Here is a 20388-nt window from a genome sequence, read left to right as displayed (position 1 = left end):
TTTTGCCGCCTTTGTACTTTATCATAGACTCATGAAAAACGCAAGGAGGACACGGCCGTGCCGCACGAAACATTCCACTACCGCAACCTGGGGGAAGTGAGGGAGCAGGCGCAGGCGCTCAGCGCGTTTGTGCCCCTGTCGGAAGACCTCTCCGCCCTTTACGCCCCGCTCGCCCTCGGCGAAAAAAGCGCCGCCAACCGCATCGCGTTTCAGCCCATGGAAGGAACCGACGGCACGGAGGACGGCGCGCCCGGCCCCCTGACCGTGCGCCGCTACGAGCGCTTCGCCAAGGCGGGCCCCGGCCTCATCTGGTTCGAGGCGGTCGCCACCGTGCCGGAGGCGCGCGCCAGCGCGCACCAGCTGTACCTGCGCGAGGACAATCTGGACGCGTTTGCGCGGCTGAACGAGCGCATCCGCGAAATCTGCCTGAAGGAAAACGGCTACGAACCCGTGATTGTGATGCAGGCCACCAACAGCGGCCGCTATTCGAAGCCAAACGGCTTTCCGGAGCCGCTGATCGCCTACAGCTGCCCCCCGATCGAGGACACGCCCCTGTCCAAGGAGCGCATCCTCTCGGACGGCGACCTGCGCCGCTACGAGGAGGCGTTCGAGCAGACGGTGCGCCTTTGCGCACGCGCGGGCTTCGACGGCATGGACGTCAAGTGCTGCCACCGCTACCTCGCCTGCGAGCTGCTCAGCGCCTACACCCGTCCGGGCCCGTACGGCGGCAGCTACGAAAACCGCACGCGCTTTCTCAAGAACGCCTACCGCGCCGCGCGCGCAGGCGCGGGCAGCGGCGATTTCTTCCTCACCAGCCGCCTGAACGTGTACGACGGCTTCCCTTACCCCTACGGCTTCGGCGTGCACGAGGGCAGCCTCGAGCCGGACATGGCCGAGCCCATCCGCCTCATCCGCGAGCTGAAGGACGAGTTTGACATCCCCCTCATCAACGTCACCATGGGCAATCCGTACAGGAACCCCCACGTCAACCGCCCCTACGACCACGGCAACTACGTGCCGGACGAGCACCCGCTCACCGGCATCGGCCGCATGATGCAGGGCGTCAGCGAGATTCAGCGCGCCCTGCCGGAGCTGCCCGTGCTCGGCAGCGCGTTCTCCTACCTGCGCCAGTTCTCCGTCAACCTGGCGGCGGGCATGGTGAGCGGCGGCCACTGCGCCATGGCGGGCTTCGGCCGCATGGCCTTCGCAGACCCCGGCTTCGTGCAGGAGGCGAAGCGCACGGGCGCCGTGGACGGCAGAAACGTCTGCGTCACCTGCGGTAAGTGCGCGCAGCTTCTGCGCGCGGGCACGCCCGCAGGCTGCGCGGTCCGCGACAGGGAGGTGTACAAGCTGTGAAAACCGCGCTCGTAACCGGCTCCAGCCGGGGCATCGGCCGGGGCATCGCGGATGCCCTTTCAGAAAGCGGCTACACCGTCGTCTATTCGGGTACCCGGGCCAGCCGGCCCGACGACCTGCCGCCGCAGGCGGATTACTTCCCCTGCGACATCCAGGACGCGGCCCAGCGCCGCGCCGCCATCGACCACGTGCTGCAGGCCTACGGCCGGCTCGACGTGCTGGTGAACAACGCGGGCGTCGCGCCCCTTAAGCGCCGCGACCTGCTCGAGATGGAAGAGGAAAGCTTCGACCGGGTGATCGGCATCAACCTCAAGGGCACGCTGTTCATGTGCCAGCTCGCCGCCAGGGCGATGCTGGACGCGAAGGGAAGCCTGCCGGACTACGCCCCTCGCATCGTCAACATCGGCAGCATGTCCGCCTACACCTCCAGCACGTCGCGCGGCGAGTACTGCATCAGCAAGGCCGGGGTGGGGATGGTGACGAAGCTCTTCGCCGACCGCCTGGCCGGGGAGGGCATTGCGGTGTTCGAGGTGCGGCCCGGCATCATCGAAACCGACATGACGGCGGTCGTGCACGAAAAGTACCAGCGCCTGATCGAGGACGGCCTGCTGCCCGTGCGCCGCTTCGGCAAACCCCGCGACGTAGCACAGATGGTCGTCGCCTGCTGCTCCGGCCTGCTGGATTACTCCGCGGGGCAGGTGCTGGACGCGGACGGCGGCTTCGCCCTCAGGAGGCTGTGATGATGAAGGAAATCGCGGCCCGCACCGTCGTCGTCGGCTCCGGCTGCGCGGGCCTGAACGCGGCCGACTGGCTCGCCGCGCTGGGCGAAAAGGACTTCATTCTGGTGACGGAGAACATGCTTTCAGGCACTTCGCGCAACACCGGCAGCGACAAGCAGACCTACTACAAGCTCTCGCTGGCCGGAGACGAGGACGACAGCGTCGGGGCCCTGTGCCAAACCCTGAAGCGGGAGGACGTGGACGGCGACACCGCCCTTTGCGAGGCGGCGGGCTCGGCCCAGTGCTTCTTCAAGCTGGTGCAGCTCGGCGTCCCCTTCCCCTGCAACGACATGGGCGAGTACGTCGGCTACCGCACGGACCACGACGTGCGCACCCGTGCCACCTCCGCCGGGCCCCTGACGAGCCGCTACATGACCGAAGCCCTCGAGCGGAGCGTGCGCGCCCGCGGCGTCGCCGTGCTCGATCACCTGCTCGCCTACCGCATCCTCACGGACGGGGACGGCGTCCGCGGCCTTCAATGCCTCGACACCGCGGACGGCAGCCTGATCACCCTGCGCTGCGCCCACGTCGTCCTGGCCACGGGCGGGCCTGCGGCCGTCTACCGCGACCGCGTCTACCCCGAAAGCCAGCTCGGCATGAGCGGCATGGCCTTTGAGGCAGGGGCGAAGGGCGCAAACCTCGATTGCTGGCAGTACGGGCTCGCCTCCGTCTCCTTCCGCTGGAACGTGTCGGGCAGCTACCAGCAGGCGCTGCCGCGTTACGTCTCCGTGGACGAGGCGGGCGTCGAGCGCGAATTTCTGCTCGAAAGCCTTTCTCAGGAAGAAGCCCTGTCGAGCGTCTTTCTCAAGGGGTACGAATGGCCCTACGATCCCCGCAAGCTCGGCGGCTCCTCGCGCGTGGACGTGCTGGTGAAGCGGGAGTCCGACAGGGGACGCCGCGTCTTCCTCGATTACCGCCAAAATCCCGCGGGCTACAGCCTGGACGCGCTGAGCGAGGAGGCGAGGGTATACCTCGTCAACTGCGGCGCGACGCAGGAGACGCCCCTGGAGCGCCTGCGCGCCATCAACGCGCCCGCCATCGAGCTGTACCGGGCGCACGGCATCGACATCGAGCGCGAGATGCTGGAGATTCGCGTGTGCGCCCAGCACCACAACGGCGGCGTCGCGGTGGACGGCGACTGGCAGACGAGCGTTCCCGGCCTGTACGTCTGCGGCGAGGCGGCGGGCACCTTCGGCAAGTACCGTCCCGGCGGCACGGCGCTGAACAGCACGCAGGTCGGCTCCATGCGCGCGGCGACGCACATCGCCCGCAAAAGCCGCCGCGCCCTGCCGCAGGCGGCTGCGCCTGCCGAGGCCCCGCTGCTGCCCACGGGCGATCCTGCGGCGCTCACGTCGGAGCTGCAAACGCTCATGACGCGCCACGCCGCCTTTTCGCGGGACGAGGACGGCATTCGCCGTCTGCTCTCGCGGCTTTCGGAAATCGAGCGCGGCTTTGCGCCCATGGACCCGGACGACCCGCTGCTCGCGGATCGGCTTCGCCTGCGCGACCTGATGCTGACCCAACGCCAGGTGCTCTGCGCGATGCTCTTCGGCCTGCGGGACGACGGCCCCGGCGTGCTGGAAACCTGCCGGGGGGCCTGCGTCCGCCGTCCGGCCCGCCCGGTGCCGGAGCGCGACCTGTGGTTTGAGCGCGTATGGCGCAGATACCGCGAAGACAGCAAAGACAAGGGGGAATCAGCATGGCGATGAGACCGCGCGTTCTATTGATCGGCGCCGGCGGCTACGGCGGCGTCTATCTGCGCGAAATGACCGGTCACGATGCCGGGGCCGACGTCGTGGGCGTCTGTGAAACGGACCCGGAGATCGAGCAGAAGGTTCCGGTGCTTCGGGAGAGGAACATCCCCGTCTATAGCGCGCCGGAGGATTTTTACCGAAAAGACAGCGCCGACCTCGCGATCATCGCCTCGCCCGTGCACTACCACACGGAGATGGCGTTGACCTGCCTCGCCCACGGGAGCAACGTGCTGTGCGAAAAGCCCCTCTGCCTCACCCTGGAGGAAGCGGAGCGCATGGCGCAGGCCGCCCGCGGCGCGGGCAAGTTCCTGGCGCTCGGCTATCAGCTCGACTACAGGCGCGACGTGCTGGCCCTAAAGCAGGACATTCTGGCGGGCCGCTTCGGCGCTCCCAGGCGGCTCTCCGTCTATCACTGCTTCCGTCGCGGCGCGAAGTACTACGCGCGCAACAACTGGGCGGGGCGCATCCGCGTAAACGGGCGGGAGGTCTTCGACAGCCCCTTCACCAACGCCAGCGCGCACAATTTTCAGATGATGACCTTCCTGCTGGGGCAGGACCTTCGCACCTCCTGCGACGTGACGGGCGTAGAGGCCGAGCTCTATCACGGCAATCCCCGCGTCGAAAACTACGACATCGCCGCGCTGCGCTTCCATACGTCGGAGGGCGCGCAGATTCTTTACTACACCGCCCATCCGTTAAGGGCCGACCTGGGCCCCTGCGGCGTCTTCGAGTTCGAGAAGGGGACCGTCACGTTCGACTCCGACCAGCCCTCCTTCAAGGCCGTCCTGCACGACGGCAGCCGCGTCGACTACACCGCCATCGATCCCGGCCACCCCCTGCAAAAGCTCTACGACGCGCTCGACTGCGTGAAGAACGGCGGCGCGCCCGTCTGCGGGGTGGAGGCGGACATCGCCCACATCCGCGCCGTGCGCATGGTGCAGGAGCAGCCCATCCGCTCGGTGCGTGAAGAGCTGCGCTACACCTTCGAGGAGGACGGCGACACGTTCCTCGGCATCCGCGGCCTTGAAGAGGCCTTCATCCAGAGCGCCCGCGCCTGGGCCCTGCCCTCCGAGGCCGGGTTTCGGCTTTGACAAGCGCAGATCATCTCCAAAGCGCCCCGCGTTTCCCAAGAATGGAAACGCGGGGCGCTTGCGTCAGTCCAGTATCTTTTCCTCGATCATGGTCTTGCGGTACTGCTTGGGCGTCTTGCCGTAGCACGCCTTGAAGTGCTGAATGAAGTAGTTTACATCCCCAAAGCCCGTGCGCATCGCGATTTCCTGAATGGACATCTGGCTGGAGCACAGCAGCTTTTTGCCCATGGAGACGCGAAGCCGGGTCAGATACTGACGCGGGCTCATGCCGATCTGGCTGTGGAAGCTCTTGGACAGGTAGTTAGGGCTCATGAAGCATTGCCCGGCGAGCCCTTGAATCGTGATGGGCTGGTCGTAGTGCTCGTCCATGTAGTTTTTGACCATCTGCACGGGCTGCGTATAGGGCGCGGCAACCGGGCAGAAGAAGCTGCGGAAGTCGCGGTACAGTCCGCTGAAGAGCTGCCCCAGGAGGCTGCTCTGGTACACGCTCTTCCAGTCGCCCTCCCAATCCAGCGAAAACTGCACGTCGTACATCTCCTCCAGGATAGCCTCGACCTTCTCCGCCGCGGACGAAACGTCCAGAAAACGCGGCGCGGGCGCGTCCGCAGAACTGTCCGCGTCGCCTTGAAAGATGGACTGGCAGATCGAATCGCGGAGCACCCGGTCCGTGGTGCGGTCGGAAAACTGAATGAAATACCGCTCGTAGGGGTATTGCAGCACACGCAGCCCGTGCGGCACGTTTTTGGGGATAAAGATCATCGTCCTGGGCTTTCGTACGAAGCCGTCCACCACGGTGTGGTCCGGCTTCTCGTAATGGAAGACATAGGAGCCGCAAAGGCAGTACATGATTTCGTACGTGTTCGCGTGCGCATGCGTAAACGTCGCGGGCAGCCTATGGCTGTGGCGGCTGATTTCCAGGGTGACCACCTTCCCACACTTAAATTCTAAGATGTGTGACAGGCAGAATTAAAGAGACGACGGAAGCATAGGGCGGTGCGATATGCACACCCTGGCTTCCGCCGCGCGGTGCCTAAAAAAGCAGAGGAAACAAGGCAGAAAACACAGATTTTTATAGAGAATAATCTATATTTTCGCGTTTCAGCTTTAGTATATAATAGGTTCATATTTTATGCAAGACCGTCATTTTTGCTTGGGGAGGCTTGTAAAGGATGAACATCAATCCGGGCGCCATCAAGAGGAAAGCGCCTACCACGATCAACGAAGGGGCGTTGTCTCCCCGCAAGAGCACGAGGTCCTATCTGCGCGCCCATTGGATGCTGTACGCGATGCTGCTGCTTCCGGTTTTGTACTACTTCCTGTTCCATTACCTGCCCCTTCCCGGCCTTGCGATCGCGTTCAAGGATTATAACATGTTCAAGGGCATTTGGGAAAGCAATTGGGTGGGACTTCGATATTTCCGCCAGGTCTTCCAATTTGAAACGTTCTGGATTTCCGTGCGCAACATGCTGGTGCTCAACGTGCTCGGCCTGGCGCTGGGCTTCCCCGCCCCCATCATCCTGGCCCTGTTCCTCAACGAAATCAGAAGTCAGAAATTCAAGAAAACCGTGCAGACCGTGCTGTACCTGCCCCATTTCATCTCCTGGGTCATCGTGGGCGGCATGATGTACCAGATTTTTGCCTCCTCCGGCCTCGTCAACACGCTCATCAAGTCGCTGGGCGGTTCGGCCATCCCCTTCCTTTCCAGCAACGGCTGGTGGATCTTCACCTACTTCATCGTCGGCCTGTGGAAGAGCATCGGCTGGAACACCATCATCTACCTGTCCGCGATGACGGGCATCGATCAGGAGATCTACGAGGCCGCGCGCGTGGACGGCTGTTCGCGCTTTCGCATGATGCTCTCCATCACCGTGCCCTGCATCATGGATACCGTCATCATCATGCTGATCCTGGCCATCGGCGGCCTGGCCAGCATCGGCTTTGAGCAGCCCTACGTGATGCAGAACAGCGTCGTCATGGAGGTGGCCGACGTCGTCAGCACCTACGTGTACCGCGTCGGCCTCCAGCAGGGCAAGTTCAGCATCGGCACCGCCGTCGGCCTTGCGCAGTCGGTAATCAACTTTATCCTCGTCATCAGCGCCAACACGATCAGCAAGAGGATGACGGGCAAGGGCATCTGGTAAGGAGGAAAAGCTGATGAGAGAATCCAAGGGCGATCGCGCCTTTAAAGCGTTTACCGTCTTCCTCGTCGTTCTGGTCGCGGCCTGCTGCCTGTTCCCGTTCCTGTACATCGTGTCGGTCTCCTTTTCAAACAAGACCGCCGTGCTGCGCAGCGAGGTCTTCCTGTGGCCGGTCGATTTCGACCTTTCGGCGTACAGGGCGGTGTTCAACAATCGGAGCCTCATGACCTCCATGTGGTTTACGATTTTCCTGACCATCGCGACCACGCTCATCAGCCTCTTGATGACCGTGCTGTGCGCGTATCCCCTGGCCAAGTCGGACCTGCGCTTCAAGACGCCGCTGCTGCTGCTCGTCATGTTCACGATGTACTTTTCGGGCGGCATGATCCCCAGCTACATCAACATCAAGAACCTGAAGCTGCTCAACACGTTCTGGGCGCTCATCCTGCCGGGGTGCCTCTCCACCTACAACATGATCCTGATGAAGAGCTTCTTCCAGTCGATGCCCAAGGAGATCGAGGAGTCCGCCTTTGTGGACGGCGCCAACGACGCGGTGGTGCTCGTGCGCATCATCCTTCCGCTCTCCAAGGCCATGCTGGCCACCATCGCCCTCTTCTACGCGGTGGGCCGCTGGAACGGCTTTATGGACGCGCTGCTCTACATCAACGACGAAAAGATGTACACCATTCAGGTGCGCCTGCGCCAGCTCATCCAGTCCAGCCAGGTCAGCGCGCTGATGGAGGACATTCCTGAAATCAAATCCGACGTCATCGCCGAAACGATCAAGGCCGCGTGCCTGGTGTTCAGCATGATTCCCGTCATGATCCTCTATCCCTGGCTGCAAAAGTATTTCGTCAAGGGCGTCATGATCGGCTCCGTCAAGGGGTGATCCCATCGGCTTTCTGCCGGAGCAACCGGCAAGAAAATATAACATTGGAGGAAACACACCATGAAGAAAGCCCTCTCCATTCTCCTGGCGCTCGCGCTGATGCTGGGCGCGGTCTGCACGGCCTCGGCGGCGGACACCCCCGTCACCCTGACCGTCATGATCTACGAGCGCGGCAACACGACGAACACCTACGGCACCGTCACCGACAACTTCTACACCCGCTGGGTTCAGGAAAAGTTCGGCGATCCGAACGGCATCAAGGTCGAGTACATCCCGGTGCCCCGTGCGCAGGAGGCTGAAAAGGTCAACACCATGATGGCCTCGGGCTCCGCGCCGGACATCATCATCAGCTACGACACCAACATGATCATGAACTTCGGCAAGGACGGCGGCCTGGTGGAGCTGTCCGGCCTGGTGGACGAGTACGGCCCGAACCTGAAGAAAAATCTCGCCGAGACGCTGAATTACGGCACGTACGACGGCAAGATGTGGGCGCTGGTCGCCAAGCGCACGAACGTCGGCCGCTACGCCAACTACATCCGCACGGATTGGCTGGAAAAGATGGGCTACACCCTCCAGACGAACGAGGACGGCTTCTACCACATGAGCGTGGAAGACTTCACCGAACTGCTGCGCAAGGCCAAGACGCTCGACCTGGACGGCACCGGCATGGAAATCTACCCGCTGGGCATGGCCGGCGCCTATGACGCCACCCAGACCCGCCCGCTGGTCTACACCTTCGTGAACCGCGCGGAGATGACCGACGAAATGCGCGCCTGCTACAACGAGATGTTCTGGCCGGGCTACAAGGAAGGCGTCCGCTTCCTGAACCAGCTGTACAACGAGGGGCTGGTCGATCCCGACTTCATGGTCGACACCGACACCGCTTACCCGGCGCTGACCGCCCAGATCTCCAACGGCCGCACGCTGGCCTTCGGCCACGACAACACGTATCAGACCGGCATCAAGGCGCTGTACGAGTCCAACCCGGAGGCCAACTTCACGATGTTCCTGCTGGACAACGTACACGGCGAGCAGTTCGTCGATGTGTACGCGCCGGTCGGCATGTACATCGCGGTGCCCGCCACGTGCAAAAACCCCGAGGCGGCCGTGAAGTACCTGGACTTCCTCGCGGACTACGAGAACGCGAAGGTGCTGCACTACGGCATCGAGGGCCGCGACTACGAGATGATCGACGGCGTGCCCACCAAGATCGAGTACACCGAGGCGGAGCGCCTTGAAATCGACGGCTACGAGCGCATCACCTGCGGCGACATGATGCTCGTCTACAACGGCCAGCCCTACGGCTATCCGACTTCCCTGGCCGGCATGACCGAGGTCGAGGCGCGCATTCAGCAGCTGATGGACCTGGGCATCGAGATCGCCAAGGTCGGCGGCTCCGCTCCCTACCACTTCTCGCACATCAGAACCGAGGCCGACGAGCAGTACGAGGGCTTCCTGACCGACCCGACCAAGAACCTGCCCTCGCTGATCTCCTGCCCGGCGGACCAGTTTGACGCCATGTACGAGAAGGTGCTGAACGACTACCTCTCCGCCGGCGGACAGGCGGTCATCGACGCCAAGGTTGCGCTCTATCAGGAGCTGGAAGCGGCCAAGCAGAAGTAATTTCCCCTGAGGCGATGCCGCCCCGCGCTGCCGTGGGGCGGCATTTTTCCCGGATTTTCAGTCGATAAAGTGAGGAATAAGCCATGAATAAGCTTTTTGCGCAGGAGCTCGCGCCGGGCAAGTCCATCCGCCCCTTCATGGTGGCGGGCGTGCTGGAAAAGGACTACCCCGGCGAGCGCACGAACGCCGCGACGGTGCAGTACGTGGAAGAGACGATGGATCAGGCGATCGGGGAGCTGCGGGGCAGAACGTTCCGCGAGTTCGACGCCTTTACCCTCTGCGGCATGGAGGGGCGCTGGACGCTCTGCACCGATCCCTCCCCGCGCTACGCGGACGGGCATTACTACATCATGGAGAAGCTGGCCCTGATGCCCATCTACGTGGAGCTGGAAAGCGAGCGCGAGCAGGACGTCACGCTGCGCATCTGCGCCGGACGCCTCGCGGTGCTTCTGGACGGCGCGCTCGCGTTCGACAACCGCGATTACGCGCACAGGCAGCGCGAACGCACCTACGTGTTCGAGCACGTAGCCAAGCCCAACTACGAGACGGTATGCCTCCACCTGACGCCCGGCCGCAACGCCTTTACCGCGCTCACCGGCCACGTCGGCCGCGGCACCGGCATCTCGTTCAGCATGGAGCTGCTCGAGAGCGAGGCGCCGCTCCGCGCGCTGGTGCCGCTGAACATGCCGGAAGAAATCCGCGAGGAGATCGCCCGCAGCCAGATGGAGACGCACATGGAGGACGACTGCTACACGCTGGGCGAAGCGCCCGTGCTGCACGTCGGCCGCCTGCCGCTTCGCCACTGCCGGGTCTCCGCCTGCGTATACGACGGCAGGGACGCCGAGGTGCTGCGCCTCGATTCGGTCGAAAAGAGCGATACGCCCCTCCCCGCCGCGCTGCCCGCCGGGAAGTACCGCGTGGAGCTCTCGTGGCGGCTCCTGGACGGAACGCCGCTCACCGGCCGCTCCCTCTCCTTCACCCGGGTGGAGATGATTTCGCCCGCGCCTGGCTACGACCGTCTCCCGGAGCGCCGCCAGCGGATGCTGGAGCTGCTCGCGGAGGAGGGCGATCCTCTGGCGCTTTACCGCCTGGGCCGCTGCGCCGAGATCGACCTAGCCCGCATCGAGCGGATGTGCGACAAGATCGAGCGCCGCGCGGACTGCGCGGACTTCGAGCTGCTGCCGCTCCTTTGGATGATCTGGGAGGACAGCGGCGCGCGTCTGCTCGACGAGCGCATCCACGAAAAGGTGCGCAAGGCGGCCCTGGGCTTCCGCTACTGGGTGGACGAGCCCGGCCCCTCGTCCATGTTCTACTGCTCCGAGAACCACCGAATCGGCTTTCATGTGTGCGAGTACCTGGCCGGCCTGCTCTACCCCACCGACCTGTTCACCAACTGCGGGCAGAACGGCATGTACCACTCCCTGAAGGGGCGCATGCACCTGGTGGAATGGCTCAACCAGCGCTGCCGCGTGGGCTTCGACGAGCCGCTTTCCGACAGCTACCTGCCCGTCACGCTCTCCGCCCTGCTCGTCCTGCGCGAGGTGCTCCCCATGGAGGAGTACCCGCTGCGCAACATGGTGAACATCCTGCTGGACTTCATGACCTACATCTTCGCGGTCAGCTCGTTTGACGGCGTGATGGCGACGCCGCGCGGGCGCAGCTACAACATGCTGCTGCGCACCGGCAGGACCACCCGCATCAGCGGCATCTTCTGGATGCTCTTCGGCAACGCGCCGTTCAACCGGGAAATGACCCACGCGGAGCTCGCCTTCAGCTACTACGTGCCCCCGCGCGGCCTCTGCGAGCTCGCGGAAAACTTCACCCCCGCGACCTTTACCTACAAGCAGGGCATCATGCACTTCGACAAGCACAACGCCGACTTCACCATCCGCCGCACGAAGGACTACATGATCGGCGGCGCGCGCGACCACAACGTCGGCATGTGCGACATGCACTTCATCTCCGCGCTGATCGTGCTGAGAAACGACATCTCGATCTGCTTTTCCGCGCCCAACAACGTGGCCGAGGGCAGCGGCCTGCGCCCGGACTACTGGGCGGGGCAGGCGTTCCTGCCGCGCGTGCTGATGGGCAAGCGCACCCTCGCCGTCATCTGGCACGACGTGAAGGACAACGACATCTGGATGACGCACTGCCACTTCGACGCCCGCAAGTTCGACGAGGTCGCGTCGCGCGGCGGCTGGACCTTCGGCCGCTCCGGCGACGGCTACGTGGGCATCTACTCCAGCGCCCCGCACGCCTTCCGCGCGGAGGGACCCTACGCGGGCCGCGAGCTGATCTGCGACGGCAACGAGGTGGTCTGGCTCGCGGAATGCGGCAGCCGGGACGAGGACGGCGGCTTCGAGGCGTTCATGGAGCGGCTGCTGTCGGCCCCAATCTGGCAGGACGGCTCCGCCTTCCACTTCGATTCGCCGGGCAGCGGGCTGATGGAGTTCGGCCTGGCCGAGGGCTTCACCATCGACCGGCAGGAGGTGCCCATCCCGGACGCCATGGCGGACAGCCCCTACCTGCATTCCCGTTACGGCAGCGGCCGGTTTGCGTACACCTGCCCCGGCTTTACCGTGACCCAGTGGTCGTATCCCTGCAGCGAGTAAGCTGCCGGTCGTGTATTTGGGCCAAGCAAAAAATCGGGCGCGCCGCAGGAATTTTCCTCCTGTGGCGCGCCTTTTTCGTCTGACTTGTAGATAGCCGCGTCAAAAATAGGTATACGAACCAAGAGGCAGCCACCTGTCAAGCGGTTACCTCTTGGCTGTCCATCCTATTCATCCGCCTGATTCGGCGCGGCCTCGTTGTCGCGCCGCATTTGTTCGCGCGCGGCACGAAATAAAAACGCGTTGACCGTCTCGCCGTGTTGCTGCGCATGATGCGTTATTGTCTCCGCCACCTCTATTTTGACACGTAGTCCGAGCGTCTTAAAATGTTTTGCATCATATTTAGCATTTGCCCGTTTTCTCGCCTCTGATATCGCCATATAATCACCCGCATGTACTATTAATCGTGTAAATCATACACTGTCAATAGTACATTTTTGTCCAAAATGCCCATTGTCATTGTACTGTTAATAGTGTATCATTCTAAATACCAAAGGGAATCTGGCAGAACATAACTGCCCCATCACACTGTCAGAAGAAAGTTCTGTGAAAGGCTACTCCGTACCGGCAGGATGGCTGGCTAAGTCGCTGACTACCCGAAGCCCCTTACAGTTAAACCGGCCAGCGATCTCGTTCGGGGCACCCAAACAAAATGAGAAAGGGATCGGCGCGAAAGAATGGATCGCCCAGCGTAAATATTATACCATGCGCCGCACCCCCGTTCAAGCCGCGCCGGGCGGCAAATCGAAAGGACGATGCAAAATGCGGCTTCTGGAAGAGCTCTACTACGGCAACATCCGGCCCAACGCCCGCGCGTATGCGCCCGATTCCGCCTACATGGAGGCGGTCGCCTGCGGCAGCCGCAGCAGCGAAAAGCTGCTGCCCACCCTCACCGACTCGCAGCGCGAAACCTTTGAAAAGTACGTGGACGCGGAGGACGAGGCGAACGGCATCGCCCGCTGCGACGCCTTCGCCTGCGGCTTTCGGCTGGGCATGCGCCTGGCGATGGAGGCCATAGCGGGCGAAGACTTCCTGTAAGTTCTCCCAAACCAGACCGGCGCGCGGCAGAAGCTGCCGCGCGCCGGTCTTTGCTTGGGGTTTACGCCTGCTGGCGCTTCTTGGAATCGAGCTTCTTGCGCATCTCGGTGGCGAGCACGCGCTTGCGCATGCGCAGGTTCTTGGGGGTGACCTCCAGCAGCTCGTCGTCGTCGATGAACTCCAGGCACTCCTCCAGCGAGAGCGTGCGCATGGAGGTCAGCTTCATCGCTTCCTCCGCGCCCGCCGCGTTGCGGATGGAGGTGAGGTGCTTTTTCTTGCAGACGTTCACGTCGATGTCGCCCTGGCGCGCGTTCTGGCCGACGATCATGCCGGTGTACACCTGCGTGCCCGGCCCGTAAAAGAGCGTGCCGCGGTCCTGCGCGTAGAACAGGCCGTACATGACCGCCTCGCCCGTCTCAAAGGAGACCAGCGCGCCCTGCGTGCGGTGCGGAATCTCGCCCTTGTAGGGCTCGTAGTGATCGAACACGGAGCTCATGATGCCCTCGCCGCGCGTGTCGGTCATGAACTCGGAGCGGTAGCCAAACAGCCCGCGCGACGGAACGGAAAACTCCAGGCGCACGCGGTCGCTTCCGCTCATGTGCTCCAGCACGCCGCGGCGGCGGCCCAGCTTCTCGATGACCGCGCCCGCGTAGGCGGCGGGCACGTCGGCCACCATCTTCTCCACGGGCTCCAGCTGGTTGCCCTCCTCGTCGTAGTGGAAGAGCACCTCCGGCTTGGAGACCTGAAACTCGTAGCCCTGGCGGCGCATGTTCTCGATGAGCACGGACAGGTGCAGCTCGCCGCGGCCCGAAACCTTAAAGGCGTCCGGCGATTCGGTCTCCTCCACGCGCAGGGAGACGTCGGTTTGCAGCTCGCGCATCAGGCGCGCGCGCAGGTGGCGGCTGGTGACGTACTGGCCCTCGCGGCCCGCGAACGGGCTGTCGTTGACGGAGAAGGTCATCTGCACGGTCGGCTCCTCGATCTTGACGAAGGGCAGGCCCTCCGGGCAGGCCGGGTCGCAGATCGTGTCGCCGATCATGATGTCCTCAATGCCCGTGATGGCCACGATGTCGCCCATGCTCGCCTGCTCGACGGGCGCGCGCTTGAGGCCGTCGAAGCAGAACAGCCCGGAGAGGCGAAGCGGCGCGGACGCCTTTTCCTCGCCGTGGATGACGCGCACGGCCATCATGCCGCTCTTTAGCGTGCCGCGGCCGATGCGGCCCACGCCGATGCGGCCCACGTAGTCGTTGTAGTCGATGGTCGAAACGAGCACCTGCGCCGCGCCGTCGGGATCGCCCACGGGCGCGGGGATGTACTTCAGAATCGACTCGAAGAGCGGGCGCAGGTCCGTGCCCGGCTCGGAAAGGTCGAGCGTCGCGGTGCCCTGGCGCGCGGACGCGTAGACGATGGGGTTGTCGAGCTGGCTCTCGTCCGCCTCCAGGTCGATCAGCAGGTCGAGGATCTCGCCCTCCACCTCGTCGCAGCGCGCGTCCGGACGGTCCACCTTGTTGATGACGATGATGACCGGCAGCTTCAAATCCAGCGCCTTCTTGAGCACGAAGCGCGTCTGGGGCATCGGGCCCTCAAAGGAATCGACGAGCAGCAGCACGCCGTCCACCATCTTGAGCACGCGCTCCACCTCGCCGCCGAAGTCGGCGTGGCCGGGGGTATCCACGACGTTGATCTTCACGTCCTTGTAGTGCACGGCGGTGTTCTTCGCCAGGATCGTGATGCCGCGCTCGCGCTCGATGTCGTTGGAGTCCATCACGCGGTCCGCGACCTGCTGGTTCTCGCGGAACACGCCGCCCTGCTTGAGCATCTCGTCCACCAGCGTCGTCTTGCCGTGGTCTACGTGCGCGATGATGGCGATGTTGCGAATATTTTCACGGGTTATTTCCAAATGTAATTCCCTCTTTCCTGTCGTTCGGGGGTTACGCCCGCGCCGCGGTTTCGGCGAGCTCAAGCCCTTCGTTGTTTTCCAGCGCCCAGCGGATAGACCACTCGTTTTCAAAGAGCAGCACGTCGCGCTCGCGCGCGTCCTGCGCGATGGAGGTGGTGGAGGTGAGCTTGAGCGCGTCCAACGCCCTGGGCGTCTTCACGACCCAGCGCACGAAGCGGTAGCTCAGCTGTTCGCGGCGGATTTCGGCGTTGTACTCGGTCTTGAGCCGGTGCTCCAGCACCTCAAACTGCAGCACGCCGACGACGCCGACGATGATCTCCTCAAAGCCGATACCCGGGCGCTTGAAGGTCTGAATCGCGCCCTCCTCCGAAAGCTGCATCACGCCCTTGACGAACTGCTTGCGGCGCAGGCTGTCGATGCTGCTCACGCGCGCGAAGAATTCCGGCGCGAACACCGGGATGCCGGGGTATTTGACGTGCGCCCCGGTGGAAAGCGTGTCGCCCAGGGAGAAGATGCCGGGGTCGAACAGCCCGATGATGTCGCCCGGATAGGCGCTTTGCACCACCTCGCGCTCGTCCGCCATGAACTGCTGGGGCTGCTTGAGCTGAATCTGCTTGTTCGTGCCCGAGTGCCACACGGTCATGCCCTTTTCAAACACGCCGGAGCAGATGCGCATGAAGGCCAGGCGGTCGCGGTGCGCGGGGTTCATGTTGGCCTGGATCTTGAAGATGAAGCCGGTGAACGCCTCGGCGCAGGGATCGATGGGGCCCTGATCGCTCTCGCGCGCGGAGGGCGGGGGCGTGAACTGCAAAAACCGTTCCAGGAACGGCTCCACGCCGAAGTTGGTGATCGCGGAGCCGAAGAACATGGGCGTCAGCTCGCCCGTCTGCACCTTCTCCAGGTCGAACGCGTCGCCTGCCACGTCCAGCAGCTCGATCTCGTCCATCAGCCGGTCATAGTAGGACTTGCCCAGCACCTCGGGCAGCTTCGGGTCGTCCAGGGCGATGTCCTGCTTTTCCACGCGCGTCTTGCCGTGGTCGCCCGTCTCGTAGAGCTCCACCATCTTCGTGTCGCGGTGGAATACGCCCTTGAAGTCGCCGTCCACGCCGATGGGCCAGTTGACCGGGCAGGCGCGGATGCCGAGCACCTGCTCCATCTCCTCCATGAGGGCGAAGGGGTCCTTGGCCGCGCGGTCCATCTTGTTGACGAAGGTAAAGATGGGGATGTTCCGCAGGCGGCAGACCTTGAACAGCTTGATCGTCTGCGCCTCGACGCCCTTGGCGGCGTCGATCAGCATGACCGCGCTGTCCGCGGCCACGAGCACGCGGTAGGTATCCTCCGAGAAGTCCTGGTGGCCCGGCGTATCCAGAATGTTGATGTGAAATCCGTCGAACTCAAACTGCATTGCGGACGACGTAACGGAAATGCCGCGCTGCTTTTCGATTTCCATCCAGTCGCTGGTCGCGTGGCGCTCGGCCTTGCGCGCCTTGACGGAACCCGCCTGGCGGATCGCGCCGCTGTAGAGCAGCAGTTTTTCCGTCAGCGTGGTCTTGCCGGCGTCGGGGTGAGAGATGATGGCAAACGTCCTTCGGCGGCGAACTTCCTGTTCGAGCTGCGTTTGGACGGCATTTTGCGGCATAGCGTTATCCTCCGATTTTATTACAGCATATAACGGTTTATTATACACCGAAGCGGGGCGGCACGTCAATTATTCTGCACATGCGGCGGCCAAAAAACAATGCATATAAAGAGCGGACGAAAATTGTCAATTTTTTCGTCCGCTCCCTATTCAGTTTTTTCACCGCAGCAGCGGCAGATTGCCCGTCAATCGGTTCACATGCTTTGCGTCTCCCGCGAGCCCGATGCCCAGAAAGCCGAGCGACGCCGGCGACGCCGCGCCCATCCGCTCGACGTACTCACCGTAGACGCGGCAGCCCTGCGCCACGTCCGTAAAGTCCACGGCGAAGACCGCCTCGTCCGCCGAGGCCTTTTCCCAAATCGCGGCCAGGGTCTTCGCGTCCGCGCGCAGCGCGGGCACCGGCACCGTCACGATGCCCGGGTGCGTGCCGCCGTCCGCGTCTTTGACGTCCTCCCCGACGAGCTGCCCAAAGCGCGTGCCCAGCGTCATGCCCAAAATCGCCGCGGCGTTTGCGAGCACGCCCACCGGCAGCGATTCGTTCAAGATGACGGCGCACTTCATCTGTGTGTCCATGATCCGTGTCCCCTTCCGGCCCGCATGGGTCCCGTGATTGCGTGAATGGGGCCAGTATAGCACGATGAGCGCGGTTTTTCTTGAACGATTGTGCTTTTTATCGCGCGCGCCCCCGGGGCGGCGAAGCGCGGCGGGGGCGTGCTAAGCGATTTTGCCGCTTCCTCACATGGTGATGTCCTTCTTGCCGCTGACCTTGAAGAAGACCGCAAGCGCGATGACCGTGGAAAAGGTCAGGATGGAGGAGATCGCCGAGGCGATGCCGTCATTGCCCCGGATGATCTGCGAATAGATCTCCAGCGTCATGGTCTTGGTGTTCGTCGTGTACAGGATGATGGAGGTCGAAAGCTCCGTGATGATCGCAATCCAGCTGAGGATCGCGCCGGAGATGACGCCGGGCATCATCATGGGCACCGTCACCTTGAAGAACGTCTTCATGTTCGACGCGCCGAGGCTGATGGACGCCTCCTCGATCGAGGGGCTGATCTGGTGCAGAATCGCCGAGGACGAGCGCACCGTGTAGGGCAGACGCCTGATCGTGAAGGAGAGCACCATGATGAAGGCCGTGCCGCTGAGCAGCAGGGGCCTGTGGCTGAACGTCATCAGGAGCGCGATGCCCAGCACCGAGCCCGCGACGGTCTCCGGGAACATGCTGATGACGTCCAGCGAGTTGTTGAGCGCGTTGCGCCTGCGCACGACCACGTAGGCGATGAGCACCGCGATGAGGACGATCGCCACGATGGAGATGAAGCTGAGCACGTAGGTGTTCACGATGGAGCGGCCGACGGTCGTGAACGCCTCTTTATAGCTGCCCAGCCAGTAGCCCTCGACGAACAGCTTGCCGCTGGTCTTTCTGAAGGAGGAGTAGATGACGTAGAGCTGGGGCATCATGGCGACGAATACCAGCAGGTAGCAGTACAGGTGCGCCAGCACGTTCGGTAGGCCCTTCAGCTGCCGGGGCTCGATGGGGTGCAGCGCGCTCATGGTGAACTGCTTGCGGTTGACGACCAGCTTCTGAATGAGGAAGACGCTGGTCGTGATGACGACCGCGATGATGGAAATCGCCGCCGCGAGGCCGTCGTTGGAGCCCGTCTCGCTCATGAACTCGTTGTAGACCAGCACCGGCAGGGTGTTATAGCCCTCGCCGATGAGGCGCGGCGTGCCGTAATCCGCGAAGGTGCGCATGAAGACCATCAGCGCGCCCGCGAGCAGGGTGGGCATGATGAGGGGCAGCACGACCCGGAACATCTTGCGAAGCCCCGTGCAGCCCATGGACTCCGAGGCCTCGATCAGGGAATTGTCCATGTTCTTGAAGGCGCCGGAGACGAACATGAACACCAGGGAGTAGAGCTGCAGCGACATGACGATGACGATGCCGTTAAAGCCGTAGATGTCCGGTAGGGTGAAGCCCAAAAAGTTCTTGAAGATATTGGTGATGCTGCCGTTGCGCCCGAACAGCATGATCCACGAATACGCGCCGATGAAGGGCGCGGACATGGAGCTGATGAGCACCAGGATCTCCAGCACGCCCTTGCCGCGAATCTTGAAGACCGACATGATGTACGCCAGAGGCGTGGCCAGCAGCACGGAAAAGAAGGTCACCGCCAGCGTCACCTTGAAGCTGTTGCCCATCGCGCGCAGGTAATACTTCTTGGAGAAGATGCGCGCGAAGTTTTCCATGGAGAATGCGCCCTCGCCGTTCATGAAGCTGCGCGAGAGCAGCGTGATCAGCGGGTAGAGCAGGAAGATCGCGTAAAAGACCAGCGCGGTGACGGTCACCACCGTCCATACGTCGCGCCGCTTCCCCCGTTTAGTTTGCATCGTTCACCACCCCCGCCGTGAGGTTCTCGTCGCCCTCCGCGTTGAAGACGTTGACCTTGGAGAGCTTGAGTCCCAGCGAAACGTGCGTGCCGTTTTCAAGAATGTTGTCGATGGAGGATTCCTCGATGATTTCGACCATGGAGCCGTCGAAGAGCTTCACGAAGTACGTCGTGTTGAGCCCCAGGAACACGCTGGAGACGATGGTGCCGTCCACGCCGTGCCCGTCCGTCGCGATGGTGAACTCCTCCGGACGCACGCTGACGACGACCTCCTGCTCGCGCCTGCGATCCCCGCGCAGCCCCGCATAGGGCGTCGTGAATCCGTTGCCGAACGTGAGGTGCGGCTCGCCGCCCTTGAGCGAGAGCTTCGCGCCGAGGCGGTTGGAGCGGCCGATGAAGCCCGCGACGAACAGGTTCGCCGGGCGCTGGTATATGTTCTTGGGCGTGCCGACGTGCTGGATGACGCCCGCGTTCATGACCGCGATGCGGTCGGAGACGGCCATGGCCTCTTCCTGGTCGTGCGTCACGTAGATCGTGGTGATGCCCACGTCGTTTTGAATCATCTTGATGGCGTTGCGCATCTCGATGCGCAGCTTCGCGTCCAGGTTGGAGAGCGGTTCGTCCATCAGCAGCACGCTGGGGTGGATGACGATCGCGCGGGCCAGCGCGACGCGCTGCTGCTGGCCGCCGGAGAGCCTGTCGGGCATGCGGTCCTGATACTCGGTGATCTTGACCGTCTCCAGAATTTCGTCCACGCGGCGCCTGATCTCGTCCTTAGGCACCTTGCGGTTTTCCAGTCCAAAGGCCACGTTCTGGCGCACGTTCATGTGCGGGAAGACCGCGTAGTTTTGAAACACCATGCCGATGTTGCGCCGGGCCGGCGGCATGTCGTTGATGACGTCTTTGTCAAACGAGATCGTGCCGCCTTCGATGGAATTAAAGCCCGCCACCATGCGCAGAAGCGTCGTCTTGCCGCAGCCGGACGGCCCCAGCAGCGTGAAGAATTCGCCGTCCCGCACGTTCAGGGAAAGGTCGGGGATGATGGTGTTGTCGCCGTACTTCTTGACGACATGCTGAAAGGCGATGGAAACGCTCAACTGTATTCCCCCCGTTTTTGCATCTCTTAGAAAGGAAAGGGCGTGCCCCGCGGGCACGCCCGAATCAGGCCGCTTCATCTGA

General features: G+C 63.1%; 16 protein-coding genes. 9 read left to right on the top strand and 7 right to left on the bottom strand.

The window, feature by feature from the left end; translation table 11 throughout:
* Window positions 1–57 precede the first annotated feature (57 nt).
* The 4 genes from C1725_RS02315 to C1725_RS02300 are packed head-to-tail and all read left to right on the top strand — an operon-like array spanning window position 58 to window position 4980.
* Window positions 58–1356 (top strand): oxidoreductase, encoded by a 1299-nt coding sequence (locus C1725_RS02315; RefSeq protein WP_102410075.1) that lies wholly within the window; start codon window positions 58–60, stop codon window positions 1354–1356.
* Window positions 1353–2096, top strand: coding sequence for a 3-ketoacyl-ACP reductase (locus C1725_RS02310; protein WP_346026261.1), 744 nt, complete (start codon window positions 1353–1355; stop codon window positions 2094–2096). Before C1725_RS02315 ends, C1725_RS02310 begins: the two co-directional genes overlap by 4 nt.
* Window positions 2096–3844, top strand: coding sequence for an FAD-binding protein (locus tag C1725_RS02305; protein WP_102410074.1), 1749 nt, complete (start codon window positions 2096–2098; stop codon window positions 3842–3844). Before C1725_RS02310 ends, C1725_RS02305 begins: the two co-directional genes overlap by 1 nt.
* Window positions 3835–4980, top strand: a complete 1146-nt coding sequence (locus C1725_RS02300) for a Gfo/Idh/MocA family protein (protein ID WP_346026260.1) — start codon at window positions 3835–3837, stop codon at window positions 4978–4980. The genes C1725_RS02305 and C1725_RS02300 overlap by 10 nt, the downstream gene beginning before the upstream one ends.
* Before the next feature lie 63 nt (window positions 4981–5043).
* On the opposite strand, the gene C1725_RS02295 is transcribed toward C1725_RS02300, so the two are convergent.
* Entirely contained in the window at window positions 5044–5907 is an 864-nt protein-coding gene (locus C1725_RS02295) for a helix-turn-helix domain-containing protein (protein ID WP_102410072.1), read from the bottom strand.
* Between the two features lie 242 nt (window positions 5908–6149).
* Between C1725_RS02295 and C1725_RS02290 the strand changes: the two genes are divergently transcribed.
* From C1725_RS02290 to C1725_RS02275, 4 genes are all read left to right on the top strand, one after another.
* Window positions 6150–7121: an ABC transporter permease subunit gene (locus C1725_RS02290; RefSeq protein ID WP_102410071.1), complete on the top strand. Its 972-nt coding sequence runs from the start codon at window positions 6150–6152 to the stop codon at window positions 7119–7121.
* Between the two features lie 13 nt (window positions 7122–7134).
* Window positions 7135–8007 carry an ABC transporter permease subunit gene (locus tag C1725_RS02285; RefSeq protein ID WP_102410070.1) on the top strand — a complete coding sequence of 291 codons (873 nt, stop codon included), beginning with the start codon at window positions 7135–7137 and terminating at the stop codon, window positions 8005–8007.
* A 60-nt stretch (window positions 8008–8067) separates the two neighbouring features.
* A complete protein-coding gene (locus tag C1725_RS02280) occupies window positions 8068–9633 on the top strand; it encodes an extracellular solute-binding protein (protein ID WP_102410069.1) in 1566 nt (521 codons plus the stop codon).
* A gap of 83 nt (window positions 9634–9716) precedes the next feature.
* A complete protein-coding gene (locus C1725_RS02275) occupies window positions 9717–12245 on the top strand; it encodes a hypothetical protein (protein ID WP_102410068.1) in 2529 nt (842 codons plus the stop codon).
* A 164-nt stretch (window positions 12246–12409) separates the two neighbouring features.
* On the opposite strand, the gene C1725_RS18855 is transcribed toward C1725_RS02275, so the two are convergent.
* The gene (locus tag C1725_RS18855; RefSeq protein WP_146009108.1) at window positions 12410–12622 is read right to left on the bottom strand and encodes a hypothetical protein; all 213 of its coding nucleotides are present in this window, start codon (window positions 12620–12622) and stop codon (window positions 12410–12412) included.
* Window positions 12623–13004: 382 nt separating this feature from the next.
* On the opposite strand from C1725_RS18855, the gene C1725_RS02270 reads away from it, so the two are divergent.
* Window positions 13005–13280, top strand: coding sequence for a DUF6809 family protein (locus tag C1725_RS02270; RefSeq protein WP_102410067.1), 276 nt, complete (start codon window positions 13005–13007; stop codon window positions 13278–13280).
* Window positions 13281–13341: 61 nt separating this feature from the next.
* Here C1725_RS02270 and typA read toward each other — a convergent pair whose 3' ends face one another.
* The 5 genes from typA to C1725_RS02245 all read right to left on the bottom strand — a co-directional run bounded on the left by typA (window position 13342) and on the right by C1725_RS02245 (window position 20306).
* Window positions 13342–15180: a translational GTPase TypA gene (gene typA / locus C1725_RS02265; protein WP_102410066.1), complete on the bottom strand. Its 1839-nt coding sequence runs from the start codon at window positions 15178–15180 to the stop codon at window positions 13342–13344.
* Between the two features lie 31 nt (window positions 15181–15211).
* A complete protein-coding gene (locus C1725_RS02260) occupies window positions 15212–16819 on the bottom strand; it encodes a peptide chain release factor 3 (RefSeq protein ID WP_102410065.1) in 1608 nt (535 codons plus the stop codon).
* A 159-nt stretch (window positions 16820–16978) separates the two neighbouring features.
* On the bottom strand, window positions 16979–17392 hold the full coding sequence (locus tag C1725_RS02255; RefSeq protein ID WP_102410064.1) for a DUF2000 family protein: 414 nt from the start codon (window positions 17390–17392) through the stop codon (window positions 16979–16981).
* Between the two features lie 162 nt (window positions 17393–17554).
* Entirely contained in the window at window positions 17555–19210 is a 1656-nt protein-coding gene (locus C1725_RS02250) for an ABC transporter permease subunit (protein WP_102410063.1), read from the bottom strand.
* Entirely contained in the window at window positions 19200–20306 is a 1107-nt protein-coding gene (locus C1725_RS02245; RefSeq protein WP_102410062.1) for an ATP-binding cassette domain-containing protein, read from the bottom strand. The genes C1725_RS02250 and C1725_RS02245 overlap by 11 nt, the downstream gene beginning before the upstream one ends.
* Window positions 20307–20388 lie beyond the last annotated feature (82 nt).

The sequence above is a fragment of the Beduinella massiliensis genome (genome assembly GCF_900199405.1).
Taxonomy (GTDB): domain Bacteria; phylum Bacillota; class Clostridia; order Christensenellales; family Aristaeellaceae; genus Beduinella; species Beduinella massiliensis.
This window is presented reverse-complemented; position numbering and strand designations above follow the sequence as displayed.

Excerpts from the sequence above, each read along its gene's own strand:
- C1725_RS02305 (WP_102410074.1), top strand. The coding sequence starts at position 2,096 with ATGATGAAGGAAATCGCGGCCCGCACCGTCGTCGTCGGCTCCGGCTGC.
- C1725_RS02300 (WP_346026260.1), top strand. The coding sequence starts at position 3,835 with ATGGCGATGAGACCGCGCGTTCTATTGATCGGCGCCGGCGGCTACGGC.
- C1725_RS02290 (WP_102410071.1), top strand. The coding sequence starts at position 6,150 with ATGAACATCAATCCGGGCGCCATCAAGAGGAAAGCGCCTACCACGATC.
- C1725_RS02285 (WP_102410070.1), top strand. The coding sequence starts at position 7,135 with ATGAGAGAATCCAAGGGCGATCGCGCCTTTAAAGCGTTTACCGTCTTC.
- C1725_RS02280 (WP_102410069.1), top strand. The coding sequence starts at position 8,068 with ATGAAGAAAGCCCTCTCCATTCTCCTGGCGCTCGCGCTGATGCTGGGC.
- C1725_RS02275 (WP_102410068.1), top strand. The coding sequence starts at position 9,717 with ATGAATAAGCTTTTTGCGCAGGAGCTCGCGCCGGGCAAGTCCATCCGC.
- C1725_RS18855 (WP_146009108.1), bottom strand. The coding sequence starts at position 12,622 with ATGGCGATATCAGAGGCGAGAAAACGGGCAAATGCTAAATATGATGCA.
- C1725_RS02270 (WP_102410067.1), top strand. The coding sequence starts at position 13,005 with ATGCGGCTTCTGGAAGAGCTCTACTACGGCAACATCCGGCCCAACGCC.
- C1725_RS02260 (WP_102410065.1), bottom strand. The coding sequence starts at position 16,819 with ATGCCGCAAAATGCCGTCCAAACGCAGCTCGAACAGGAAGTTCGCCGC.
- C1725_RS02255 (WP_102410064.1), bottom strand. The coding sequence starts at position 17,392 with ATGGACACACAGATGAAGTGCGCCGTCATCTTGAACGAATCGCTGCCG.
- C1725_RS02250 (WP_102410063.1), bottom strand. The coding sequence starts at position 19,210 with ATGCAAACTAAACGGGGGAAGCGGCGCGACGTATGGACGGTGGTGACC.